The organism is Agrobacterium sp. 22-210-1, assembly GCF_053522525.1.
The window spans coordinates 203,643-227,718 of sequence record NZ_JBNWCI010000004.1; the positions used below are offsets into that span (position 1 = coordinate 203,643).

Annotated in this window: 23 protein-coding genes; 10 read left to right on the top strand and 13 right to left on the bottom strand. The window is 58.3% G+C overall.

The window, feature by feature from the left end; translation table 11 throughout:
* Positions 1-13: 13 nt before the first annotated feature.
* Positions 14-1,423: a 3-isopropylmalate dehydratase large subunit gene (gene leuC / locus ACQZ5F_RS23115; protein ID WP_046799598.1), complete on the bottom strand. Its 1,410-nt coding sequence runs from the start codon at positions 1,421-1,423 to the stop codon at positions 14-16.
* A gap of 402 nt (positions 1,424-1,825) precedes the next feature.
* Here leuC and ACQZ5F_RS23120 point away from each other — a divergent pair, with 402 nt between their 5' ends.
* A complete protein-coding gene (locus tag ACQZ5F_RS23120; protein WP_046799597.1) occupies positions 1,826-3,103 on the top strand; it encodes an MFS transporter in 1,278 nt (425 codons plus the stop codon).
* Between the two features lie 255 nt (positions 3,104-3,358).
* Here the strand turns inward: ACQZ5F_RS23120 and ACQZ5F_RS23125 are convergent, their stop codons facing one another.
* Entirely contained in the window at positions 3,359-4,306 is a 948-nt protein-coding gene (locus ACQZ5F_RS23125; protein WP_448731097.1) for a rhizobiocin, read from the bottom strand.
* Between the two features lie 614 nt (positions 4,307-4,920).
* Entirely contained in the window at positions 4,921-5,460 is a 540-nt protein-coding gene (gene rplS, locus ACQZ5F_RS23130) for a 50S ribosomal protein L19 (protein ID WP_046799594.1), read from the bottom strand.
* Positions 5,461-5,727: 267 nt separating this feature from the next.
* Here rplS and ACQZ5F_RS23135 point away from each other — a divergent pair, with 267 nt between their 5' ends.
* Complete coding sequence (locus ACQZ5F_RS23135) at positions 5,728-6,474, top strand: sulfite exporter TauE/SafE family protein (RefSeq protein WP_046799593.1); 747 nt, start codon at positions 5,728-5,730, stop codon at positions 6,472-6,474.
* Here the strand turns inward: ACQZ5F_RS23135 and trmD are convergent.
* The 5 genes from trmD to ffh all read right to left on the bottom strand — a co-directional run bounded on the left by trmD (position 6,456) and on the right by ffh (position 10,153).
* Positions 6,456-7,154 carry a tRNA (guanosine(37)-N1)-methyltransferase TrmD gene (trmD, locus tag ACQZ5F_RS23140; protein WP_448731098.1) on the bottom strand — a complete coding sequence of 233 codons (699 nt, stop codon included), beginning with the start codon at positions 7,152-7,154 and terminating at the stop codon, positions 6,456-6,458. The genes ACQZ5F_RS23135 and trmD overlap by 19 nt on opposite strands.
* A gap of 4 nt (positions 7,155-7,158) precedes the next feature.
* Positions 7,159-7,725: a ribosome maturation factor RimM gene (gene rimM, locus ACQZ5F_RS23145; RefSeq protein WP_046799591.1), complete on the bottom strand. Its 567-nt coding sequence runs from the start codon at positions 7,723-7,725 to the stop codon at positions 7,159-7,161.
* A 120-nt stretch (positions 7,726-7,845) separates the two neighbouring features.
* Complete coding sequence (gene rpsP, locus ACQZ5F_RS23150) at positions 7,846-8,223, bottom strand: 30S ribosomal protein S16 (protein WP_003505093.1); 378 nt, start codon at positions 8,221-8,223, stop codon at positions 7,846-7,848.
* 33 nt (positions 8,224-8,256) lie between these two features.
* Positions 8,257-8,574, bottom strand: coding sequence for a chorismate mutase (locus tag ACQZ5F_RS23155; RefSeq protein ID WP_225244915.1), 318 nt, complete (start codon positions 8,572-8,574; stop codon positions 8,257-8,259).
* Between the two features lie 10 nt (positions 8,575-8,584).
* Complete coding sequence (gene ffh, locus ACQZ5F_RS23160) at positions 8,585-10,153, bottom strand: signal recognition particle protein (protein WP_137085439.1); 1,569 nt, start codon at positions 10,151-10,153, stop codon at positions 8,585-8,587.
* 327 nt (positions 10,154-10,480) lie between these two features.
* Between ffh and ACQZ5F_RS23165 the strand changes: the two genes are divergently transcribed.
* From ACQZ5F_RS23165 to ACQZ5F_RS23195, 7 genes are all read left to right on the top strand, one after another.
* Positions 10,481-11,551 (top strand): MBL fold metallo-hydrolase, encoded by a 1,071-nt coding sequence (locus tag ACQZ5F_RS23165; protein WP_448731099.1) that lies wholly within the window; start codon positions 10,481-10,483, stop codon positions 11,549-11,551.
* A gap of 120 nt (positions 11,552-11,671) precedes the next feature.
* Positions 11,672-12,571 carry a diaminopimelate epimerase gene (gene dapF, locus ACQZ5F_RS23170; RefSeq protein ID WP_448731100.1) on the top strand — a complete coding sequence of 300 codons (900 nt, stop codon included), beginning with the start codon at positions 11,672-11,674 and terminating at the stop codon, positions 12,569-12,571.
* Positions 12,568-13,842: a tRNA (N(6)-L-threonylcarbamoyladenosine(37)-C(2))-methylthiotransferase MtaB gene (gene mtaB, locus ACQZ5F_RS23175; protein WP_052818723.1), complete on the top strand. Its 1,275-nt coding sequence runs from the start codon at positions 12,568-12,570 to the stop codon at positions 13,840-13,842. The genes dapF and mtaB overlap by 4 nt, the downstream gene beginning before the upstream one ends.
* Before the next feature lie 32 nt (positions 13,843-13,874).
* A complete protein-coding gene (ftsY, locus tag ACQZ5F_RS23180) occupies positions 13,875-15,311 on the top strand; it encodes a signal recognition particle-docking protein FtsY (protein ID WP_225338241.1) in 1,437 nt (478 codons plus the stop codon).
* Between the two features lie 2 nt (positions 15,312-15,313).
* Complete coding sequence (locus tag ACQZ5F_RS23185) at positions 15,314-15,964, top strand: septation protein A (protein WP_046799584.1); 651 nt, start codon at positions 15,314-15,316, stop codon at positions 15,962-15,964.
* A complete protein-coding gene (locus tag ACQZ5F_RS23190; RefSeq protein ID WP_046799583.1) occupies positions 15,961-16,557 on the top strand; it encodes a DUF2585 domain-containing protein in 597 nt (198 codons plus the stop codon). The genes ACQZ5F_RS23185 and ACQZ5F_RS23190 overlap by 4 nt, the downstream gene beginning before the upstream one ends.
* Positions 16,558-16,649: 92 nt before the next feature.
* Positions 16,650-17,831 carry a GGDEF domain-containing protein gene (locus ACQZ5F_RS23195; protein WP_225338242.1) on the top strand — a complete coding sequence of 394 codons (1,182 nt, stop codon included), beginning with the start codon at positions 16,650-16,652 and terminating at the stop codon, positions 17,829-17,831.
* Between the two features lie 17 nt (positions 17,832-17,848).
* Here the strand turns inward: ACQZ5F_RS23195 and ACQZ5F_RS23200 are convergent, their stop codons facing one another.
* The 5 genes from ACQZ5F_RS23200 to ccmA all read right to left on the bottom strand — a co-directional run bounded on the left by ACQZ5F_RS23200 (position 17,849) and on the right by ccmA (position 20,969).
* Positions 17,849-18,454: a DsbE family thiol:disulfide interchange protein gene (locus ACQZ5F_RS23200; RefSeq protein ID WP_225338243.1), complete on the bottom strand. Its 606-nt coding sequence runs from the start codon at positions 18,452-18,454 to the stop codon at positions 17,849-17,851.
* Complete coding sequence (gene ccmD, locus ACQZ5F_RS23205; RefSeq protein WP_046799580.1) at positions 18,451-18,624, bottom strand: heme exporter protein CcmD; 174 nt, start codon at positions 18,622-18,624, stop codon at positions 18,451-18,453. The genes ACQZ5F_RS23200 and ccmD overlap by 4 nt, the downstream gene beginning before the upstream one ends.
* A 5-nt stretch (positions 18,625-18,629) precedes the next feature.
* Complete coding sequence (locus tag ACQZ5F_RS23210; protein ID WP_046799579.1) at positions 18,630-19,391, bottom strand: heme ABC transporter permease; 762 nt, start codon at positions 19,389-19,391, stop codon at positions 18,630-18,632.
* Positions 19,392-19,465: 74 nt separating this feature from the next.
* Positions 19,466-20,125, bottom strand: coding sequence for a heme exporter protein CcmB (ccmB, locus tag ACQZ5F_RS23215; protein ID WP_137085427.1), 660 nt, complete (start codon positions 20,123-20,125; stop codon positions 19,466-19,468).
* A gap of 202 nt (positions 20,126-20,327) precedes the next feature.
* Entirely contained in the window at positions 20,328-20,969 is a 642-nt protein-coding gene (ccmA, locus tag ACQZ5F_RS23220; RefSeq protein WP_225338244.1) for a heme ABC exporter ATP-binding protein CcmA, read from the bottom strand.
* 273 nt (positions 20,970-21,242) lie between these two features.
* Between ccmA and acnA the strand changes: the two genes are divergently transcribed.
* Entirely contained in the window at positions 21,243-23,936 is a 2,694-nt protein-coding gene (gene acnA / locus ACQZ5F_RS23225) for an aconitate hydratase AcnA (protein ID WP_052818728.1), read from the top strand.
* The last annotated feature ends 140 nt before the right edge of the window (positions 23,937-24,076 follow it).

The window sequence follows — 24,076 nt, forward strand, 5'->3', positions numbered from 1 at the left end:
CATTTTGCGGCAATTATTGCCATTCGCGCACGTCGACGAAGTGACCGGCGATTGCCGCCGCCGCCGCCATTGCCGGGGAAACGAGATGGGTGCGGCTCTTGTAACCCTGACGGCCCTCGAAATTGCGGTTCGAGGTGGAGGCGCAGCGTTCGCCGGGCTTCAGACGGTCGTCATTCATGGCAAGGCACATGGAGCAGCCCGGTTCACGCCATTCGAAACCGGCGTCGAGGAAAATCTTGTCCAGGCCTTCCTGTTCCGCCTGTTCCTTGACCAGACCGGAGCCGGGCACGATCATGGCCGAGACGGTGGGGGCTACCTTGCGGCCATCGACGATTTTCGCCGCCGCACGCAAATCCTCGATGCGGCCATTGGTGCAGGAGCCGATGAAGACGCGATCAACGGCGATATCGGTGATGCGGGTACCGGGTTGAAGGCCCATATACTCCAGCGCGCGCCACTTGGACGTGCGCTTGTTTTCTTCCTCGATATCATCAGGATTGGGAACGACGCCTTCGACCGAAGTCACGTCTTCCGGTGATGAGCCCCAGGAGACGATGGGCGGCAGATTGGCGGCGTCCAGCACCACGACCTTGTCATAATGGGCGCCTTCGTCGGATTTCAGCGTCTTCCAGTAGGCGATGGCCTGTTCCAGCGTTTCGCCCTTCGGCGCGCGCGGTTTGTCCTTGATGTAGTCGAAGGTGGTCTCGTCCGGTGCGACCAGACCGGCGCGGGCACCGCCCTCGATGGTCATGTTGCAAACCGTCATGCGGCCTTCCATGGAAAGCGATCGGATCGCCTCGCCGGCAAATTCGATCACGTGGCCGGTGCCTCCGGCCGTGCCGATCTCACCGATGATCGCGAGGATGATATCCTTGGCGGTCACGCCCTCCGGAACCTTGCCATCGACACGCACTAGCATGTTCTTGGCCTTTTTCTGGATCAGTGTCTGGGTGGCCAGAACATGTTCCACTTCCGATGTGCCGATACCATGCGCCAGCGCGCCAAAAGCGCCATGGGTGGAGGTGTGGCTGTCGCCGCAGACGATCGTCATGCCCGGCAGGGTAAAACCCTGTTCCGGCCCGACGATGTGGACGATGCCCTGGCGCTTGTCGCGTTCGGAATAATATTCGACACCGAAATCCTTGGCGTTCTGCGCAAGCGCTTCCACCTGAATGCGGCTTTCCTCATTCTTGATGCCTTCCAGCCGGTCGGCGGTGGTCGGGACATTGTGATCGACCACGGCGAGCGTGCGGGCCGGCGAGTGCACCGGGCGGCCAGCGATGCGCAGACCTTCAAAGGCCTGCGGGCTCGTCACCTCATGGACCAGGTGACGGTCGATATAGAGAAGACAGGTTCCGTCCGGGTCACGATTGACGACGTGGTCGTCCCAGATTTTATCATACAAAGTGCGGGGTGCGCTCATGGCTCTATGCCTTGTCATGGAAAAGGGTAATCAGGGTTCAGTAAGGCGATGGACAGCAGGTGCTGTCAGGCGAGCCTAAGTCGGCTGGTGAGCGCCCCGGAAACGCGCGCAAAGAACCGTGCCGGCAGACGCTTGTGGTCCTGCAGCACATAAACATTCTGAGCGAGACATCCGAATTTAGATCCCATGGCAACTTTCATAGCAGATCGGCAGTTTTACGGCAATATGAATGCTTACTGGCCGTCAGGGTGTCGTTCATATGCGCTGCGTCAACAGTAAATGCCGGTCTCATAACGCGTTCCAATGGTTATGATGCAGCGCAACTTGCGTATTTTGCGCTGCACATATAGATGGGTTCCCTTATCATTTGCATTCGACGAGAAATCGAAGGGAGGAAAGCACATGGTATCCGAAAAAGCCCTCATCTCGAAGATCACCTGGCGGCTGATGCCGTTTCTTGGCCTTCTCTACCTCATCGCCTATATCGACCGCCAGAATGTCAGCTATGCCAAGCTGCAGATGGTCGATGCGCTGAGCCTCAGCGAATATGCCTACGGCCTTGGCGCCTCGTTGTTCTTCATCGGTTACTTCATCTTCGAAGTGCCGAGCAATCTGTTCCTCAACCGTTTCGGCGCCAGCAAATGGTTCGCCCGCATTCTGGTTTCCTGGGGTGCGGTCACCATCGCGCTTGCCTATACGCAGAACGCCACGATGTTCTACATCCTGCGCTTCCTGCTCGGGCTCTGCGAGGCTGGTTTCTTCCCCGGTGTGCTGTTCCTGATGACGCTGTGGTTCCCGCGTGATTATCGCGGCCGCATGATCGGCCTGTTCATGATTTTCAGCGCGCTTGCCAATGCGATTGGTGCGCCGCTTGGCGGCATGCTGCTCGATCTGGATGGTTTCCTCGGTTATGCCGGCTGGGAGTGGGTGTTCCTGGCAACCGGTATTCCTGCCGTCATCGCCGGTATCGCCACCTTCTTTTATCTGGATGATACGCCGGAAAAGGCGAAGTTCCTGACGCAGGATGAAAAGGACTGGCTGAAGAACCGGCTGGCTGAAGAAAACAAGGGCATGGAAGAGCATGCGGAGGATGGCTTCAAGGCGCTGATCAATCCGCGCGTGCTGTTCATGGCGCTTTGCTATGTTGGTTTTCCGCTGGCCGCCTATGGTCTCAGCTACTGGCTGCCGACGATCGTGAAGAGCTTCGGCGTTTCCAACACCGCCAATGGTTTCATCAACATCATCCCTTGGGTGATCGTGGCTATTGCCCTGTTCGTTGTGCCTAACGCTGCCGACAAGGCGAAGAACAAGACGCCCTACATCGTCGGCCCGGCTTTTGTCGGCGCGTTCTGCTTGCTGATGTCGGCGCTGCTGAGCGATCCGGTCCTACAGTTCAGCTTCCTCTGCATCGCCGCTGCGGGCATCTTTGCCGGCCAGCCGGTGTTCTGGAGCCTGCCCGGCCGCTTCCTCAAGGGTGCAGGTGCGGCCGCGGGCATTGCCGCCATCAATTCCGTCGGTAATCTCGGTGGGTTCGTGGCGCAGAATGTGGTGCCGTGGATCAAGGATCAGACCGGCAGCACGATTGCGCCGATGTTCTTCCTCGCCTTCTGCCTGGCGCTTGCGGGTGTGCTGGTCATCATCGCCGCGCGTAAAATGGGTGATCAGGCCAAGACGGCCTGATTTCCTTTGTCAATACGACAGCCGGTTCTGCCGGCGTGGGTTTTACGTAGGGAGTTCTTGGATCAGGTGGCTTTACTCAGAGTACAGCCCGTTTGCACCTAAGTTGCCGCATGGGATTATGTCACCGCCTTTGCGTGTTACAGTTGTGGCTGTTGGATGCGTTTATTTGAAGTGTTTTGAAGGAACAAGAAATCGTGGCTCGGACGTGTGCCGAGCCACCATCATTGTTCAAAATACTGCCAGCGCTTTGGAGAACTATGCTGTGAACCAGTCATTGTTTTCCAGCCGAACGCCGGACAGAATGATCGACTCGTCTCCGCGCTCAAGCGTAATGTTGACGATAAGAGTGTTGACACCGTAACTTGTCACCGCCCAGTCATCGATAGTTGTGCCGACGAGTTTCAGCTTGTCCATGGATGCGTCGAAGCCAAAGATGGTATCGGTAGCGAGCCAAGTCCCCGTGTCGCCCTTATTAAAAACAAAGGTATCTGTGCCACCGCTTGCCGTCATACGATCCATGCCTTTACCTCCGATTATCACCGACGAAGCGAGATTTACACTACTTAGGTCTATTTCGTCGTTACCGGTGCCTGCGTCGATCTTGACGGAGGTGAAGCGACCATTCGTAACACCGACTCCACCATTCGCAACGTAGGTGCCAGCAACAATGCCACCCGGGCTTGCGGAGGAAGCATCGTTGAACGCAGCACCCCTTTTTACATTGATCGTGTCGTTGCCTGCGCCCGTATCGATATTAAAGGCATTCACCCAAGTGTTTTCATTCGAAAGGAGAGAGACCGCGACAGTGTCGTTACCAGCACCTGTTGAGATGTTGCCGCGCTTGGTGTTAAGAACTTCGAGGTTGGAAGAGCCTGTACCGCCGAGCTGAACGTCCACATGTACAAAATCCTTGAGTTTAATGTTCTCAGGCCTCTCGGACTTTATGAGAGCATTCTTTACGGAATTCCATTCGGAGGACACATCGAAGGTGAAGCCATTTTCGTTTGCGTCGTATCCAACGTCGACCTTGCTGCCGGTTCCAGCGACGTTGATTGTACCTAATGGACCAGTTTCAAGCGAGACGCCGTTCTTTTCCTGAGTGGTGGACACCGTAAGCAGTTGGTAGACTTCCTGATCGGTCGACTTGGTAAGCGATGATACAGAAGCCGCGCCACCGTTACCGAAATTTACTGCTATTACCATTTTAATATCCTTTTGACTTTTGTAAAATTTGAAATTTATTTTTTATATATTTACGTTTATATTTCTATTTTTCAGTGATATTATCAATATAACTCATTACATAAAATGTAAATTATCAAAAAATACTTATTATTTATTTAGTTTTTATAAAAAATACATATTTATTATAATAAAACACTTAAATAATGCTGCTATTAAAGTAATAACAAATTTTATATATAAAATAAACAACTATTATTGATAATCATAATGCCGTGGTTGTCGATTGTCTTGATAACCAGCTTCAGCTCCTCTTGCGCCTTCTCAAAGGCAAAGATAAAGTCGGTAGCCCAAGCTAGTTCCCGTGCCATACTCATTGAAAGACGAAGGTATTGGCTCCTCCTTTTGCGGTAATGCAATCCATGCTCTTTCAGTGGATTACACGGAAGAAGCGAAATTTGCGCCGTGCAGACTAATGTCATTGTTGCTTGTGCTTGCTTTGATCCTGACGGATGGGACGCTGTCGCCGATCGCGCATGCAAGCGCTCGGCTGTGATCCGGCTTACTTAAAATACAAGCAACAAAAAAGGCGGCCTGAAGGCCGCCTTTCCCGTAAATCCATTGAAATGGAAATCTTATTCCGCTGTGGCTTCTGCAGCCTTTGCTGCTTCTTCCGCTGCCTTGGCTTCTGCGGCTTCGGCTGCTGCCTTCTCGGCGGCGAGAGCCTGTGCTGCTGCTACCTTTTCGGCTTCCAGACGTGCCTTTTCTTCGGCTGCTGCCTGGCGCTCGGATTCGTTCAGCTTACGGGCGCGCGTACCGGTGTTTTCAACGATACGGGCAGCCTTGCCGCGACGATCGCGCAGGTAGTAGAGCTTCGCGCGGCGAACCTTACCGCGGCGAACGATTTCAACGCCTTCAACCAGCGGGGAGTAGATCGGGAATACGCGCTCGACGCCTTCGCCGTAGGAAATCTTGCGAACGGTGAAGCTTTCGGAAAGACCACCGCCGGAACGGGCGATGCAAACGCCTTCGTAAGCCTGAACGCGGGTACGGTTACCTTCCGTCACGCGAACGTTGACGCGCAGCGTGTCGCCCGGAGAAAAGTCCGGCAGGGTACGCTTTGCTTCGATCTTGGCAGCCTGTTCGGCTTCCAGCTGCTGAATGATATTGGTCATATTAACCTCTGATTTCTTCTGAAACAGCCAGAGCGCTCAACGTTCGTCTGTCGGTCAATGCCTTCAGACCATGCCTTGCGGCAGGAGCGGGTTCGCCATTCTTTGCTTGCGGTTAAAGGGGCAAACCCCAATTCCAAGCGCGCACATATACTAGCATGCGCCGTTTGTCATCCCTTTCATGACAAAATTTTATCAATTATGCGTTGCCTCGCAGCAGTTGCGAAGGGGCGTCTTGCCGGATATGGCATGAGTACCTTGGGAGGGGCCATGTCAGTTTTCATCGTTCTCATGCTGTTTGCGACCGGCTTTCTGTCTGGTGTCGTCAATGCGATTGCCGGTGGCGGCACTTTCCTGACATTCGGGGCGATGACGCTTGCCGGCCTGCCGCCCATCGTTGCCAATGCAACGTCGGCAATCGTGCAGTTTCCGGGCTACATTACCTCCGTGATCGCCTATGGGCCGGAAATTCGTGCGCACTGGCGTGAGGCGATCCTGCTGTCGGCGGTGTCCGTTGTCGGCGGGCTCGGGGGGGCTTTGCTGCTGCTATCGCTTGACAATCCATCCTTTCGCCAACTGGTGCCATGGCTGCTTCTGGCGGCTACTGCCGTTTTCGCTGCTGGCCCGTGGCTGCGCCCCAAGACGAGTGCCGAGCGTTCGCCCGGCAATCTGCCAAGCCTCGCCTTTCAGGGGCTTGCATCCATTTATGGTGGTTTCTTCGGTGCCGGCATGGGCATCATGATGCTCGCCATCCTCGGAATAACCTCGGGCGGTAGCTATCATCACCTGAACGCGTTGAAGAACCTGCTGTCGGTGGTGATCGCAGTTATTGCAATCGCGATCTTCGTCAGCGGCGGCGTCGTGTCCTGGTGGGCTGCGCTCATCATGTTTCCGGCGGCAGCGCTTGGCGGTTATGTCGGCGTTCACACCGCAAGACGGGTGCCGCAATGGATCATCCGCTGGCTGGTGATTGCGGTGGGTCTGATATTGACGGCCTATTATTTCGTTTCGGCCTGAGCTTTTTTGAGAAGGTCTGGCCGTCTTTCCTTGGTCAGTGCCAGAGCCTGTTCGTGTCGCCACCTGTCGATGACGGCATGATTGCCTGATGTGAGGACAGCGGGAATGTCGCGGCCTTCCCAGACCTGCGGGCGGGTATAATGCGGATGTTCCAGCAGCCCGCCCTCGAAGCTTTCATGCACGCCGGAAAGATCGTTGCCCATGACACCAGGCAGTATGCGGACGACGGCGTCCAGCAGCGTCAGGGCCGCCGGCTCGCCGCCAGAGAGGATGTAATCGCCGATAGACACCTCCTCCAGCCCACGCGCGTCGATCACCCGTTGGTCGACGCCTTCGAAGCGACCGCAGACGATGATCGCGCCTTCACCCGCCGCCAGTTCGCGCACGCGGTTCTGCGATAGCGGTTTGCCACGCGGGCTCATCAGCAGCAGCGGCCGCGTGTCGCCATCCGAAACTTGGTCGATGGCTGCTGCCAGCACATCGGGTTTCAGCACCATGCCGGCGCCGCCGCCTGCCGGTGTGTCATCCACGCTTCTGTGTCTGTCAGTGGCAAATTCGCGGATCTGCACGGCATCCAGCGACCATTGCCCCCGCTCCAGCGCCTTGCCTGCTAGAGAATATCCGAGATGTCCCGGAAACATTTCCGGGTAGAGCGTCAGAACGGTAGCCTTGAAGGTCATGGATTTATGTCTTGCCGAACGGCGATACGCCGGTTTCGTCCTTGTCGTCGGGATTATCGATCAGGCCGGCGGCCATCGGGTCGATGAGAATGCGGCCGGCTTCCAGGTCAATTTCCAGCACGGCCGCTTCCGAAAAGGGAATGAGGGCAGGGCGACGGCCCGCACCTTTCAACTCCAGCAGGTCACCTGCGCCGAAATCGTAAACGGCGCTGACGGCGCCATAACTTTTGCCTTCAGCATCGACGGCTTCCAGCCCCTCGAGATCGGCATAATAAAACTCGTCATCGTCAAGCTCGTCGTCAGGCAGATTGTCACGGTCGACGAACAGTTCCAGACCGTTCAGGCTCTCCGCCGCATTGCGGTCGTTGATGCCCCTGAAACGGACAACGACGACATTCTTGCCTTCGCGGACTTCCAGGATTTCGAAGATGCGGCCATCGGCCGTAACCAGATTGCCATAGTCGCCGAGCGCCATCGGGTCGGCTGTATAGGTGCTGACACGGACTTCGCCACGCAGGCCCTGCGCGCCGCCGATCTTTGCCATGAGTACCGGGTTTTCCAGCTTTGCCATCGGGCCGTCCGTCTTCTGGTGGTGGTTGCGTCAGCTTTAAGGTTTGTTGACGCCAAAATAAACAAAAAACGGGCGGCATGGAAAACCACGCCACCCGTTTTTCAAAAGTTACCGTGCAGATTATTCTGCAGCAGAGGCTTCCGCAGCAGCAGCGGCTGCATCTTCAGCCTTCTGCTTCTTTTCAGCAACGCGTTCCAGGGCGCGCTTGCCCGGCTTTGCCTTTTCCGGGTTGCTGCGAGCGGCGCGCTCGGCAAGACCGGCTTCGGCGAGGAAGCGCAGAACGCGGTCGGTCGGCTGTGCGCCCTTGGCGATCCATTCCTTGATGAGGTCAGCCTTCAGCTCGATGCGCTGCGGGTTGTCCTTGGCGAGCATCGGGTTCCAGGAGCCGACCTTCTCGAGGAAACGGCCGTCGCGGGGCGAACGGGCGTCAGCAACGACGATCTGGTAATACGGGCGCTTCTTGGAACCACCGCGTGCGAGACGAATTTTAAGTGCCATGTTGTTTACTCCTTAAGATGGCTTGTCCGCCGTTCAGGCGGTCTTTTCGTTACCGCCATGTTCGGCGGCGATTGCTTCATGATGCCGGATGACTTCCTTGATGATGAAGTTCAAGAACTTCTCGGCGAAATCCGGATCCAGATTGGCATCCTTCGCCAGGCGGCGAAGGCGTTCGATCTGGTATTCCTCGCGCGCCGGGTCTGCCGGCGGCAAATTGTACTTTGCCTTCAGCACGCCCACCGCCTTGGTACAGCGGAAACGTTCGGCAAGAATATGGACCAGTGCGGCATCGATATTGTCGATCGACTGGCGGTATTCGGAAAGCTGAGCTTTCACTTCTGTGTTGTTCACTGGCGTCCCCTCACTTCTTTTTCGGGAAGCCGGGCAGGCCCGGCATACCGCCAAGACCCGGCAGCTTGGCGCCACCAAGACCAGGCAATCCACCCGGCAGGCTGCCAAGACCGGGCATTGCGCCCGGCTTGCCGAGACCGGCTGCTTCAGCCTGCTTCTGGAGCGCTTCGAGCTGCTTCGGATCGATATTCGACAGATCAGGCATACCGCCGCCCATGCCGCCGAGCCCCATCTTGCCCGCCAGGCCGCCCATCATCTGCTTCATGATGCCGCCTTTGCCCTTGCCGCCCATGGCTTTCATCATGTCGGCCATGCCGCGGTGCATCTTCAAAAGCTTGTTGATTTCGGCGGCATCCGTGCCGGAACCGGCGGCGATGCGCTTCTTGCGGCTGTGCTTCAGAATATCGGGATTGGCGCGTTCCGCCCTGGTCATCGAGGAGATGATGGCGATCTGGCGGTCGAACATCTTGTCGTTCATGCCGGCCGAAGCCATCTTGTCCTTCATGCCGGCCATGCCGGGCATCAGCCCCATGATGCCGCCCATGCCGCCCATCTTCTTCATCTGGCCAAGCTGGTCGGCGAGATCGTTGAGGTCGAACTTGCCCTTGGCCATCTTTTCGGCCATGGCGCGGGCTTTTTCCGCATCGATGTTTTCGGCGGCCTTTTCGACCAGCGAGACGATGTCGCCCATGCCGAGAATACGGTCGGCGATACGGCGCGGATGGAACTCGTCGAGTTCGTTCATGCGCTCGCCGATACCGATCAGCTTGATCGGCTTGCCGGTGACGGCACGCATGGAGAGGGCCGCACCACCGCGTCCGTCGCCGTCCATACGGGTCAGCACGAGACCGGTGATGCCGACGCGCTCATCGAAGTTGCGCGCCAGATTGACGGCGTCCTGACCGGTCAGCGAATCCGCGACCAGCAGGATTTCATGCGGGTTGGACTTCTTCTTGATGTCGGCCATTTCCAGCATCAAGGGTTCGTCGATATGGGTACGGCCGGCGGTATCGAGGATGACGACGTCGTGGCCGCCGAGCTTGGCCGCCTGCACGGCGCGCGCGGCGATATCGGTCGGCGACTGGCCGGCGATCACCGGCAGCGTGTCGACACCGGTCTGGACGCCCAGCTGGCGAAGCTGTTCCTGTGCGGCGGGACGGCGCGTGTCGAGAGATGCCATCAGCACCTTCTTCTTCTCGCGGTCGGTCAGGCGCTTGGCGATCTTGCCTGTCGTGGTGGTTTTACCAGAACCCTGCAGACCGACCATCATGATGACGACGGGGGCGGCCGCATGCAGGTCGATCGAGACGCCTTCGGTGCCGAGCATCTCGACAAGTTCATCATGCACGATCTTGACGACCATCTGGCCGGGCTTGATGGACTTCAGGACGGCGGCACCAACGGCCTTTTCACGCACCCTGTCGGTGAAGGAGCGCACGACTTCCAGCGCCACGTCCGCTTCCAGAAGCGCGCGGCGAACCTCGCGCAGGGCGGCGGCAACATCGGCTTCCGTCAGCGCGCCACGGCCGGTCAGTCCATTCAGAATGGAACCAAGGCGGTCCTGGAGGTTTTCAAACATCGTTTCTTCCTTCTTCGTTCCGGGGTTTCCGAAACGTCGGTGCTTTCGCTGGCAAAAACAAGACGCAAAGCCAAAAAGCACCCGAGGGCGCATCGCGCTGTCGGGTGTTGACCTCCGGGATCTCTTTATACCTCTGCGGGTCCCGGTCGGCGGCTTGGAGTCGTGAAACTGCCAGCTGATTGGCGGGGATAAACAGGAAAGCGCTGGAAAAGTCAAGGCGTTGCCGGTTTTCAGCCGTGCGGCCTTGCATTTCATCTTTGTGTGATCGGCTGCAAACCGCGATTGGCGCGGCTTGAACGGCACCATTCCGCTCCCTATACCTTTAGCATGAACCGTCGAAATTTCTTTCGTTTTTCAACCCTTGGATTGCTCGCTGTGGCGGGCGGGGCGCTGTTTGCCCGCCGTTTGAACGCCAGCGCCTATTATAGCGGGCCGATCTCCGATCATTTCGACGGGGTGCGCTTCTTCAATCCCGGCGGCTCGCCGCCCGGCAATTTCATGGGCCTGTTGAAATGGCGCTTCAATGGTGAGCGCGCCACGTGGCCGGAAAATTATCCGAGCCCTTTTCCTTTCGCAAAGCCGGAAAGCCGGGTTGATGGCAAGAATATCCGTGTCACCTTCGTCGGCCATGCCTCCTTTCTGATCCAGACGGCAGGGTTGAATATTCTCGTCGATCCGGTGTGGTCGCAGCGTACCAGTCCGTTCAGTTTCGCCGGTCCCAAGCGCGTCAATCCGCCCGGCATCCGTTTCGAGGATCTGCCGCCCATCGATCTGGTGCTGCTGACGCACAATCATTACGACCATCTGGATATGGAAACGCTGAAGCGGCTGCATGTGGCGCACAAGCCGCTTTTCATCACGCCGCTCGGCAATGACGCCATCATCCGCACCGGCGTGGAGGCGGCGCGTATCAAGGTGGGCGACTGGGGCGATGTCGTGGAGGCGGGGTCGGTCAAAATTCATTTCGAACCGTGCCACCACTGGTCAGCCCGCGGGCTCAACGACCGCAGCATGGCATTGTGGGCTGCCTTCGTCATCGAGGGGCCGGGTGGGAAAATCTACCACATCGGCGATACCGGCTTTCACGAAGGCCTCAATTATCACGCTGCGCGCAAGAAACATGGCGAATTCCGCCTCGCCAACCTGCCTTTCGGTGCTTATGAGCCGCGCTGGTTCATGAAAGGCCAGCACCAGAACCCGGCGGAAGCCGTTGAGGGCATGAAGCTTTGCGGTGCCGCGCATGTCTGCGGCCATCATTGGGGTACGGTGCAACTCACCGACGAGGCTGTCGATGCGCCACTTGCGGCGCTGAAAACGGCGCTTGTGGAGCAGGGTGTGGAGGAAAGCCGTTTCCGGCCCATGCGCCCCGGTGAGGTTTTCGACGTACCCTCCGCCTGAGCGCTGTCCGGTTTGCGCCGCAACAGTCTGGTAATTTGCCGGTCTTTCCGCCATATAGGGCGAAAGCGCGGGTAAATCCCGTATGAAATCCGGTTTCAGATAGTTTTCAGGTTCAAGGCGATGGCGGATACGGTCGAATTTGCGAAGATGAACGGGCTTGGCAACAAGATCCTCGTTGTCGACATGCGCGGCCGCAAGGATATGGTCACGCCTGCGGCAGCAATCGCGCTCAATGCCGATCCCGCGACCCAGTTCGACCAGATCATGGCAATCCATGATCCGCGTGTTGGCGGCACGGATGCCTTCATTGATATTCTCAATTGCGACGGCACGAAGGCCCAGGCCTGCGGCAATGGAACGCGCTGTGTGGTACAGGCTCTGTCTTCCGAAACCGGAAAGACCAGCTTTACCTTCCAGACGGTGGCGGGCATTCTGAACGCCGTCGAGCATGAAGACGGCATGATATCAGTCGATATGGGCCTGCCGCGTTTCCGCTGGAGCGATATTCCGCTTTCGGAAGAGTTCCACGACACCAGCCGCATCGAATTGCAGATCGGGCCGATCGACGCGCCGATCCTGCATTCGCCCGCCGTCATGTCGATGGGTAATCCGCACGCGATTTTCTGGGTGGATCGTGACCCGATGAGTTTCGATCTTGAGCGGTTCGGGCCGCTGCTCGAAAACCATCCGATGTTTCCGGAAAAGGCCAATATCACGCTGGCGCAGGTGATGTCCGACAGTGCGCTTCGCACCCGCACCTGGGAGCGCGGCGCCGGGCTGACGCTTGCTTGCGGTTCCGCAGCCTGCGCTGCCGCCGTTTCCTCGGCCCGCACCGGCCGCACGGGCAGAAAGGTAACTATCGATGTCGCCTCCAGCCCCGTGCGCGTGCCGCTCGCCATCGATTGGCGCGAGGACAATCACGTCATCATGACCGGGCCGGCCGAATGGGAATGGTCCGGCACCGTCGATCCCGTTACCGGCGCGTGGTCGCGTGATGCGGTGGAGTGGGGGGCCGTATGAGCGGCGTCGAGGTCATAACCTTCGGCTGTCGTCTCAACACCTATGAATCGGAAGTGATGCGGGCGGAGGCCGAAAAGGCCGGGCTGAACAATGCCGTACTGGTCAATACCTGTGCCGTCACAGGTGAAGCGGTACGTCAGGCGCGTCAGGCCATCCGCCGGGCGCGGCGGGACAATCCGCATGCGCGTATCATCGTTACCGGCTGTGCTGCCCAGACGGAAAAACAGACCTTTGCCGAAATGCCCGAGGTGGATGCGGTGCTGGGCAATGAGGAAAAGCTGAAAAGCTCCTCCTACCGCGCGCTGCCGGATTTTGGCGTTTCGGCGGAAGAAAAGCTGCGTGTCAACGATATCATGAGCATCAAGGCGACCGCGCCGCAGATGGTCAAGCATATTGACGGGCACGTGCGCGCCTTCATTCAGGTGCAGAATGGCTGCGATCATCGCTGCACCTTCTGCATCATTCCCTATGGGCGCGGCAATTCCCGCTCCGTGCCGATGGGTGCGGTGGTGGATCAGGCGCGCAGGCTGACGGAAAGCGGCTATTGCGAGATCGTGCTGACCGGAGTGGATGCGACCAGCTATGGGGCTGATCTGCCGGGCGAGCCTTCTCTCGGCTACCTCGCCAAGACATTGCTGAAGCAGGTGCCGGACATTCTGCGCCTGCGCCTTTCCTCCATCGACAGTATCGAGGCCGATCATCATCTGATGGATCTGATTGCCGATGAGCCGCGTTTCATGCCGCATCTGCATCTCTCCCTTCAACATGGCGACGACATGATCCTGAAACGCATGAAACGCCGCCATTCACGGGCTGATGCCATCCGCTTCTGTCATGACGTGCGGTCGCTGAGGCCTGACATCGCCTTCGGCGCGGATATGATCGCCGGGTTCCCGACCGAGACGGAAGAAATGTTTGAAAACGCTGCCACGCTTGCGGAAGAATGCGGTATTTCCAGCCTGCATGTATTTCCTTACAGCCCGCGTGCCGGCACGCCGGCGGCCCGCATGCCGCAGCTCGACCGGGCGCTGGTGAAGGACCGGGCGGCGAGGCTTCGCGAACGCGGTGAAGCGCTTAAGGTGGCGCAGTTGCAGAATATGGTCGGTTCGGTGCAGACGATCCTGGTGGAAAACACCGGTTTTGCCCATACCGATAATTTCACGCTGGTGGCGGCGCCTGATCTTGCCCCGCGCACTCTTGCGCAGGTTGCGATTACCAGCCACAACGGCAAACATCTGAATATGAAGCTTCTGGCGGCGAACGCTGCCTGAGGCGGCTCAAGAGAAAAGACACGGGAACGACCATGGCCCTCGGCTTCATCAAAAAAGTCTTTTCGTTCGGCAAGGACAAGGCCGAAACGAATGAGCGGCCACAAGAGGATGCTGCACTTGTGCGCGGCAATGAAAACGCCTCTTTCGAAGCGGCGTTGAGCGAGGCCGAAGCGCATGTACCTGTCGACGAGGATCCGGTTTCCGAACTGGAGATGGAGACGGCGGGCGGGCCTGTTCCGGACGAGGCAGCGGATGCCACGCCTTCGGAAGAAGAAGACGATGAGGAGGCGCCGCTTCTGCCCGGGGCCGAGCTTTCCGGGGATATGGGGCTGGTGCCGCTGTCGCTGCTGCAGGCGGAAGCCGCCGCCGAAGAGCAGGCCGAGCCTTTGCCGGAAGCTGTCGATGCCGTGCTCGATGCTGACGCGATGGATGCATTGCTCGATGAGGCGGAGTCGGTAGATGCCGTCGAACCCCCTGTAGTGCCGCAGGCTTTGCCGAAGGGCTTTTCATCGGCAAGCGAGCGTGAAGAGCCTGTCGCCGAAGCACCGCAACCGAAGCTCAGCTGGTTTCAGCGCCTGCGGGCCGGGCTTGCCCGCACCTCGTCGCAGCTGACCACGCAGATTTCGGCGCTGTTTACCAAGCGCAAGCTGGACGAGGACACGCTTGACGAGCTGGAAGACCTTCTCATCCAGTCGGATCTGGGCGTCGAGACCGCAATGCGCATCACCGGCGCTTTGTCTTCCGAACGTTACGGCAAGGATGTGAGCGGTGAGGATGTGGCGCGTATCATGGCCGGTGAGATCACCAAGGTCCTGAAGCCGGTCGCCAAACCTTTGGAACTCGATCTTTCGCACAAGCCGCATGTCATTCTCGTCGTGGGCGTCAACGGCACCGGCAAGACGACGACCATCGGCAAGCTTGCTGCCAAACTCTCAGGCTCGGGCCTTAAAGTGATGCTCGCAGCTGGCGACACGTTCCGCGCGGCGGCGATAGAGCAGCTGAAAATCTGGGCGGATCGCACCGGCTCGCAATTTATCGGCACGAAGCTCGGGGCAGATGCCTCCGGTCTGGCCTACGATGCCTATGAGCAGGCGCGGGCGGAAAAAAGCGATGTGCTCATCATCGATACGGCCGGCCGTCTGCAGAACAAGACGGAGCTGATGGCTGAACTGGAAAAGATTGTCCGTGTGCTTGGCAAGCTCGATCCGGATGCGCCGCACACCGTGCTGCAGACGCTGGATGCGACGACCGGCCAGAACGCCTTGAACCAGGTGGAGATATTCCGCAATGTTGCGGGTGTTTCGGGCCTGATTATGACAAAATTGGATGGCACGGCGCGGGGCGGTATCCTCGTCGCCATCGCCGCCAAACACAAGCTGCCGGTTTATTTCATCGGTGTGGGTGAAGGCGTTGATGATCTGGAGCCCTTCGAGGCGGAAGATTTCGCCAAGGCCATTGCGGGAGTTTGAGTATGGATATTGAAAGCAATTCCAAGGAAAGCGAAAAGATGGTGGCGGAAATCAGCCCGCTCCTGAAATTCGTGCTTGAGCTTGGCCCGCTCATGGTTTTCTTTTTCGCCAATTCCCGCGGCGAATGGCTGGCCTCGACTTTTCCGGTTTTGACGGAATTCGGTGGGCCGATCTTCATCGCCACCGGCCTGTTCATGATCGCGACCGCCGCCGCTTTGACCGTGTCCTGGATTTTGACGCGGAAGTTGCCGATCATGCCGCTGATATCAGGCATCGTCGTCTTTGTGTTCGGCGCGCTGACGTTGTGGCTGCAGAACGATACCTTCATCAAGATGAAGCCGACCATCGTCAACACGCTGTTCGGCGTCATCCTGCTGGGCGGTCTGTTCTTCGGCCAGTCGCTGCTCGGTTATGTCTTCAATTCGGCCTTCAAGCTGACGGATGAAGGCTGGCGCAAACTGACGCTGCGCTGGGGCGTGTTTTTCCTGTTTCTGGCGGTGTTGAACGAGGTCGTCTGGCGCATGTTCACCACCGACACCTGGGTTGCCTTCAAGGTGTGGGGCACGATGCCGATCACCATCATCTTCACCATGGCGCAAATGCCGCTCGTCATGCGCCATTCTGTCGAGCCTCTCGGCAAGGACGAAAAATGACAATTGCGGAAATGTCGGCTTCCCGTTCGCGTTCGCTTAGATGGTTCGGCGTGGCCGCCGGGCTGCTTCTGCTGCAGATCGTCATTCTCTATGCCATGGGCCGTATTCCCATCTGCGAATGCGGTTACGTGAAGCTGTTCGAGCCGGGTGTGAACACGCCGGGCAATTCCCAGCATCTGGCCGACTGGTATACGCCCTCGCATATCATTCACGGCTTTCTGTTTTATTGGTTCGCCTGGCTGCTGTTCCGCAACAAACCGTTTTCCATGCGGCTTTCCTTCGCGGTTCTGATCGAGGCGGCGTGGGAACTTCTCGAAAATTCACCCATCATCATCGATCGTTATCGCACAGCGACCATGGCGCTGGGTTACACCGGCGACAGCATTCTGAACTCGGCGATGGACACGGTTTTCATGGCGCTGGGTTTCCTTTTTGCCGCCCGCGTGCCGGTGTGGCTGACGGTAATAATCGCCATCTTCTTCGAAATCTTCACGGGGTGGCTAATCCGCGATAATCTGACGCTGAACGTGGTCATGCTGGTCTGGCCGCTCGATGCGATCAAGGAATGGCAAAACGCACTCCCGCAAATGTGAACGAGCCCACGGGCGATATATGCAAGTTTTCTTAATGGCATTGCGGTAATGTCCGGTGCTTAAAGGCTTGTCTCTCGTTCCGGCAGAACACATTGCAAGATAATTTCGCCTATCTTCTCCCCTTCATCATGCTGACATTCGGCGTAGTGTTCCTGTTCCTGCAAAGGATCGGTCATGTTTCGGCGCGGTATTGGGGTGTCGGCTATCTTGCCGCGGCTTTTGGTTTTGCTGCCCCCCTGGTGCTCGGCGGTCTGCCCTTCGAAGTGCAGGCGATTATCTCGAACCTGCTGTTCTTTTCCGCCTTTTTTCTCTACGGCCATGCGCTGCTTACCCATTTCGGGCGGCCGCTCCACACGATGGCACGGCTGTCGCTCGTGCTTGCAGCCGTTGTCCTGGTTTCATTTCACGTTTTCATCACGCCGGATCTGAAGCGCGAGCTCGTCATCGGCGATCTCGTTTGCGCCCTGCTGCTCGCTTTTCCGGTCTGGCTTGTGCGGAAGCGGCCGGTGACCCTCGCGGATCGACTGATGGTGGCGATTGCTTCTCTGGTGGTGCTGGAAACGCTGGTGCGTATCGGCATGTTGCTGGTGATGACGCCGAACGGCTCGATGATCGAGCTCAGCGAATTTTTCGAGTCGGACTATGCCTTCTACATGCAGCTTGCCGCGAGCATATTCGGCTTCCTGCTCGCGCTTTCCGTGCTCGCAAGCCAGATTTCCGTCACCGTCGACCGGCACCTGCATGCCGCGGAACACGACCCGTTGACGGATGTGCTGAACCGGCGCGGCTTTGACCGGCGTGTTCCCGATTTTCGCAACGATACGCCTGATGGGGCGGTCATTGCCTGCGATATAGACCATTTCAAGCGCATCAACGACGTTTACGGCCATGCTGCCGGAGATATCGTTCTCATCGGCCTTTCCGATCTTCTCAGGCGGAACGCACCTGAAGGCGCGCTGGTGGCGCGTTTCGGCGGCGAGGAATTCGTGGTCTTTCTGCCCGGCCAGACGGCTGCGGCTGCCGGTCAGCTTGCCAATGGCATGCGCTCTAACCTCTCGTCCCTCGATTGGCGCAACCGGGGTGTGGCCAGTCAGATCACCGCAAGCTTCGGTGTTTCGGCCGTCGCAAGGGGAGATCATTCCATCCATGATGCCATCAAGCGGGCCGATGACAGCCTTTATGCCGCAAAGCGCAGCGGTCGTGACCAGGTCGTGCTGGAAGGTATACGCATGCCGGCCGAAGGCCCGTCGCTCCGGGTTATTTCGAAGAATTGAGCTTTCCTGCTCGGGGGCTATCTGCCGGCTGCGGCCGTGATGGCTGGCAGCAGGTCGCGCTCGACGCTGCGGGCATCGAAGGGGCCAACCTTTTTATAAAGGATCGTGCCGTCGGCGCCGACAAGGTAACTTTCGGGGATGCCATAGACACCCCAGTCGATTGCGGCCTTGCCGTTCGGATCGACGCCTATTGCGGCAAAGGGATTGCCAAGTTCGCCAAGGAAGCGGAGCGCATTGTCCTGCTTATCCTTATAATTGATGCCGACGACGGTGATGCGGCTGTCTTTCGCCAGTTCCTGCAATAGCGGATGCTCCTGCCGGCAGGGAATGCACCAGGAGGCAAAGACGTTGACCAGCGTCAGCTTGCCCTTGATGGCGGCATCGGTGAGCGCCGGCAGGTTCGAGCCTTCCAGCGGCGGCAGCGACAGGGACGGCGCCTTGGCGCCGATGAGTGCGGAGGGAATGGCGCTGATATCCAGCCCGTTCACGTCCTGATCATAAAGCATCTTGCCGGCGACGAGGGCAAAACCCCCGAAAAGCAGAAGCGGCAGCAGCGCCAGCCCATAACGCGCGCGGCCGGTCGCCTTGGTTTTGGAGTCCTGATTCTGGCTGGTCTGCGTCATTGCGCGTCACCTGCGGAACCGGCTCTCGCCCTTCGGCGCACACCGGATGCCTCCAGTTGCTTCAGTTCACGCTTGCGTGCCTGACCGTCCACGACAACCCAGGCGATGAGACAGAGAACGACAAGCCCGGTCGCCGCGTAAGACATGCCGATATAAAAGGCGTGCGTCATATGCCTCAGCCCTCCCGGTTGGCCATGCGGGCGGCAAGCCGCCGTTGTGCGGCCACGCGCCGGCGCCAGATTTCGTTGCGCATGGCGGCGATGTGTAATGTGAAGAACAGCAGCGTGAAGCCGATCGCCATGGTCAGAAGCGGCCAGAGAAATTCCGCGTCGATGGCGGAACCACCCATGCGGATAACGCTTGCCGGCTGGTGCAGCGTGTTCCACCATTCGACCGAGAACTTGATAATCGGAATATTCACGAAACCGACGAGGATCAGCACGGCGCTGACGCGGGCGGCTCTGGATGGATCGTCCATGGCACGGTTGAGCGCAATGAGGCCGAGATACATCAGGAAAAGCACGAATACGGAGGTCAGTCGTGCATCCCACACCCACCACGTTCCCCACATGGGTTTGCCCCAGAGCGAGCCGGTAATGAGGGCAATCAGCGTGAACGCGGCACCGATGGGGGCGGCGGCCTTGTGGCTGACATCCGCCAGCGGATGACGCCAAACGAGGGTGCCGATGGCTGAAACCGCCATGATCGAATAACACATCATCGCAAGCCAGGCGGATGGCACATGCACATACATGATGCGCACGGTGTAACCCTGCTGGTAATCACCGTCGGTGGTGAAGGAGAGATAAAGACCAGCGGCCAGCACCATCGCCGTGAGTGCAGCGAGCCAGGGCAGAATGCGTGCGGCCAGCGCCAGAAACCGTGTGGGATTGGCGAGATCACTGAATTTGGTGATGGTGAAGGTCTGCTCGTTCATGCCGCTTGTGTAACCCGAGAATGGCCGCCCCGCAATTGATCCCTGTCAACAAGGGATCGTCAATCGCGGCTTCATCAATCCATAACATTGCGCAGGGCCAAAGCGGCAAAGAAAGGACCGGTCACGGCTGAAAATAACGTGATCGCGCAGAGAATGAGGAACGGCGGCATGAATGGCGCAGGATCCTGCACCGCCGCATAAGAAGCGCTGACGCCGAAGATCAGCACCGGAATGGCGAGTGGCAGGACGAGGATGGAGACAAGAAGCCCGCCGCGCGGCAGGGCGACCGCGACGGCGGCTCCTACCGCCCCGATGAAGGTGATGGCTGGAGAGCCGACGAGAAGTGTCAGCATCACAGCGCCGATCGCCACTTCGTCCATGTTCATGAACAGACCGAGCAGTGGCGAGGCCAGCACCAGCGGCAGGCCGGTTCCGACCCAATGCGCCAGGCATTTGACCAAGACCGTCAGCACCAGCGGGTTTTCCTGCATGAGAATGAGGTCCAGCGACCCGTCATCCCGCTCCGCCTGAAACAGCCGGTCGAGGCCGAGAAGGGCGGACAGAAGAGCGCCGATCCAGACGATGGCGGGGCCGATGCGGGCAAGCAGATTGAGATCGGGGCCGACACCGAAGGGGATGACGGCAACCACAGTCATGAAGAACAGCACGCCGATCAAGGCGCCGCCGCCGGCGCGGATGGAGAGTTTGATGTCGCGGAGGAGGAGGGCGGTCATCGGGGCACCCTCGGTGGGTGTGGTTTACCCCCCTCTGCCCTGCCGGGCATCTCCCCCTCAAGGGGGGAGATTGGCAAGATGCTCTTCCACCACTCCATTTTCGAGCGTTGAGATTGTCGAGGCCTAGCCGCAGATAGATCTCCCCCCTTGAGGGGGAGATGCCCGGCAGGGCAGAGGGGGGTAAACCACACCCGCAAACCCATCATGCCCAAGCCTCCACGCCCGCGAACCCCGTCATCTGCAATTCTCGCGCATTCTCCAGTCCCAACGGCTGATGAGTCGCCGCCAGGACGATGCCGCCTTTCCCAAGATGGTCTTTCACGAGACCGGTAAACATACCGTCCGCAGCCTTGTCGAGTGCCGCCGTCGGCTCGTCGAGAATCCATATGGGCCGCCAGGCAATCAGAAGCTTCGCCATGGCAAAACGCCGTTGTTGGCCGGCGGAGAGATAACCGAAGGGCAGATGAGTAATGCCGGCGAGACCGACGATCTCAGCCGCCTCATCGATTGCGATGCCCGCACCACCGGAAAAATCACCGAGGAAATCTTTCCAGAAACTCAGATTTTCCGAAACGGTCAGTTCCATTTTCATCGCATTGCGATGGCCAAGATAATGGCAGGCTTCCGAGGGGCGCATGTCTTCTTCTATTCCTTCGCCGGCTATCTTTATCCATCCCTGTTCGGGGCGTAGCAGGCCGGCCACGGTACGCAGGAGAGTGGATTTTCCCGAGCCATTCCGACCGGTCAGCACCAGTGCCTCACCGTTGCTTAACTTGAAGGAAATATTCATGAATATGAAATCTTCGCCGCGTCTTACGCCAAGATTTTCCGCCGTCAAATCCATGCCGGGGTTCCGTTTGAGATTTTCATCATCACAATCGTAAAAAAATCGATTTGAGTCACTGAATGGTCTGGCACGTTTCTCGGAAATTATCTATATGGATGTCAACCACGCTAGCGGCCGGCGTGAACATCATCTTGCGCCGGACCTGAATGTTACGAGGAGTAACTTTCACGTGCGGACAGCGGAAATGGTCGTACCCGCATCCTGATGTGCTTGCGAGCACAGGGGTCCGCACGCGCGTGTTGGCTATCAGATTATGCGGGGTTTTAAACCGTGGCCAAATCTCTCGACAGTTTCCAATGTCGTTCCGTCCTTACTGTTGACGGTAAGGACTATGTTTATTTCAGCCTTCCCAAGGCTGAGGCAAACGGTCTCAAGGGCGTTTCCAAGCTGCCTTATTCCATGAAGGTTCTTCTGGAGAACCTGCTTCGTTTCGAGGACGGCCAGTCCGTCACCAGGGAGCACATTCTGGCCGTCGCCGAATGGCTGAACAATAAGGGTCTGACCGAGACGGAAATCGCCTATCGTCCCGCCCGCGTTCTCATGCAGGATTTTACCGGCGTTCCCGCCGTGGTCGATCTTGCCGCCATGCGTGATGCCATGGTGTCGCTCGGTGGCGACCCGGAGAAAATCAATCCGCTCGTTCCCGTCGATCTCGTCATCGACCACTCGGTCATCGTCGATGAATTCGGTACGCCGAGCGCCTTTGCCCGCAACGTCGAACTTGAATATGAACGCAATGGCGAGCGTTACCGCTTCCTGAAGTGGGGCCAGCAGGCGTTCAAGAATTTCCGTGTGGTTCCGCCAGGCACCGGTATCTGTCACCAGGTCAATCTTGAATATCTCGGCCAGACCGTCTGGACGAAGGAAGAGGATGGCGAGACGATTGCTTATCCGGATACCTGCGTCGGCACCGACAGCCACACCACCATGATCAATGGTCTCGGCGTTCTCGGCTGGGGCGTCGGCGGCATCGAGGCTGAAGCCGCCATGCTCGGCCAGCCGGTCTCCATGCTGCTGCCCGAGGTCATCGGCTTCAAGCTGACCGGCAAGATGAAGGAAGGCGTGACTGCGACCGACCTCGTTTTGACCGTCGTGCAGATGCTGCGCAAGAAGGGTGTTGTTTCCAAATTCGTTGAATTCTTCGGCCCCGGCCTCGATTCGATGACGCTCGCCGACCGCGCGACCATCGGCAATATGGGGCCGGAATATGGTGCGACCTGTGGCTTCTTCCCGGTTGATGGCGAAACCATCAATTACCTGACCATGTCCGGCCGTGCCAAGGACCGCATCGCACTCGTCGAAGCCTATTCGAAGGCGCAGGACATGTGGCGCACAGGCGATGGTGCCGACCTCGTCTTTACCGACACGCTTGAACTCGACCTCGGCGACGTCGTGCCCTCCATGGCCGGCCCGAAGCGTCCGGAAGGCCGCCTGCCGCTCGAAACCATTGCGCCGAATTTCGCAACGGCTCTCGAAAGCGAGTACAAAAAGCCCGGCCAGCTTTCGAACCGTTATGCGGTTGAAGGCGAAGACTTCGATCTCGGCCATGGCGATGTGGCAATTGCCGCCATCACCTCCTGCACCAACACGTCCAACCCCTCGGTTCTTATCGCTGCCGGGCTTCTCGCCCGCAATGCGGTGGCCAAGGGGCTGAAGTCCAAGCCATGGGTGAAGACCTCGCTTGCGCCGGGATCGCAGGTTGTTGCCGAATATCTTGAAAAGGCGGGCCTGCAAAAGGATCTCGACGCCATCGGCTTCAACCTCGTCGGCTTTGGTTGCACCACCTGCATCGGCAATTCCGGCCCGCTGCCGCCGGCCATCTCCAAGACGATCAACGACAAGGGCCTGATCACCGCGGGTGTTCTTTCGGGCAACCGTAACTTCGAAGGCCGTATTTCCCCTGACGTTCAGGCGAACTACCTCGCTTCGCCGCCGCTCGTCGTGGCTTATGCCCTTGCCGGCACGGTCCAAAAGGACTTGACCAAGGAGCCGATTGGCGACGACCAGAACGGCAACCCGGTCTATCTCAAGGATATCTGGCCGACCTCCAGGGAAATTCAGGAATTCATCCTGAAATACGTCACCCGAGAACTTTATGAAACGAAATATGCCGACGTGTTCAAGGGCGATGCGAACTGGCAGGCCGTTCAGGTTCCTCCGGGCCAGACCTATGCCTGGGACGACAAGTCGACCTATGTGCAGAACCCGCCTTATTTCGTCGGCATGGGCAAGAAGGGCACGGGTCTGAAGAACATCAAGGGCGCGCGCGTTCTCGGCCTCTTCGGCGACAAGATCACCACCGACCATATTTCCCCGGCCGGCTCGATCAAGGCTGCTTCGCCGGCCGGCGCCTATCTGACGGAAAACGGCGTTGCCGTTGTCGACTTCAACCAGTATGGCACGCGGCGCGGCAACCATGAGGTGATGATGCGCGGCACCTTCGCCAATATCCGCATTCGCAACCACATGCTCGGCCCGAACGGCAAGGAAGGCGGATACACCATCCACTATCCGTCCAAGGAAGAGATGTCGATCTATGACGCTGCCATGAAGTATAAGGCGGAGGGCGTTCCGCTCGTCATCTTTGCCGGTGTCGAATATGGTAACGGCTCTTCCCGCGACTGGGCGGCAAAGGGTACCAATCTGCTTGGTGTCAAGGCTGTGATCGCGCAGTCCTTCGAGCGCATCCACCGTTCGAACCTCGTCGGCATGGGCGTTGTGCCTTTCGTCTTCGAGGAAGGCACGACCTGGGCAAGCCTCGATCTCAAGGGTGACGAAGTCGTCGAGATCGACGGTCTCGAAGGTGAAATCAAGCCGCGTGAAAAGAAAATCGCCAAGATCACTTACAGCGACGGTTCGGTGAAGGAAGTTCCGCTTCTTTGCCGCATCGATACGCTGGATGAAGTGATTTACATGAACAATGGCGGCATTCTGCAGACCGTTCTTCGCGATCTGGCTGGCTGATAAAGCCTAGATGAGCAAGAGGCGCCGGGCAAAATCCCGGCGTCTCTTTCATTTCTTGTTCTGTTTTTTTGTGATTGCCGCTCACCCCTTCGTGACTTTCTATTGAAGGGCAATAGACGTTATTTTCCGGTTTGCATCCC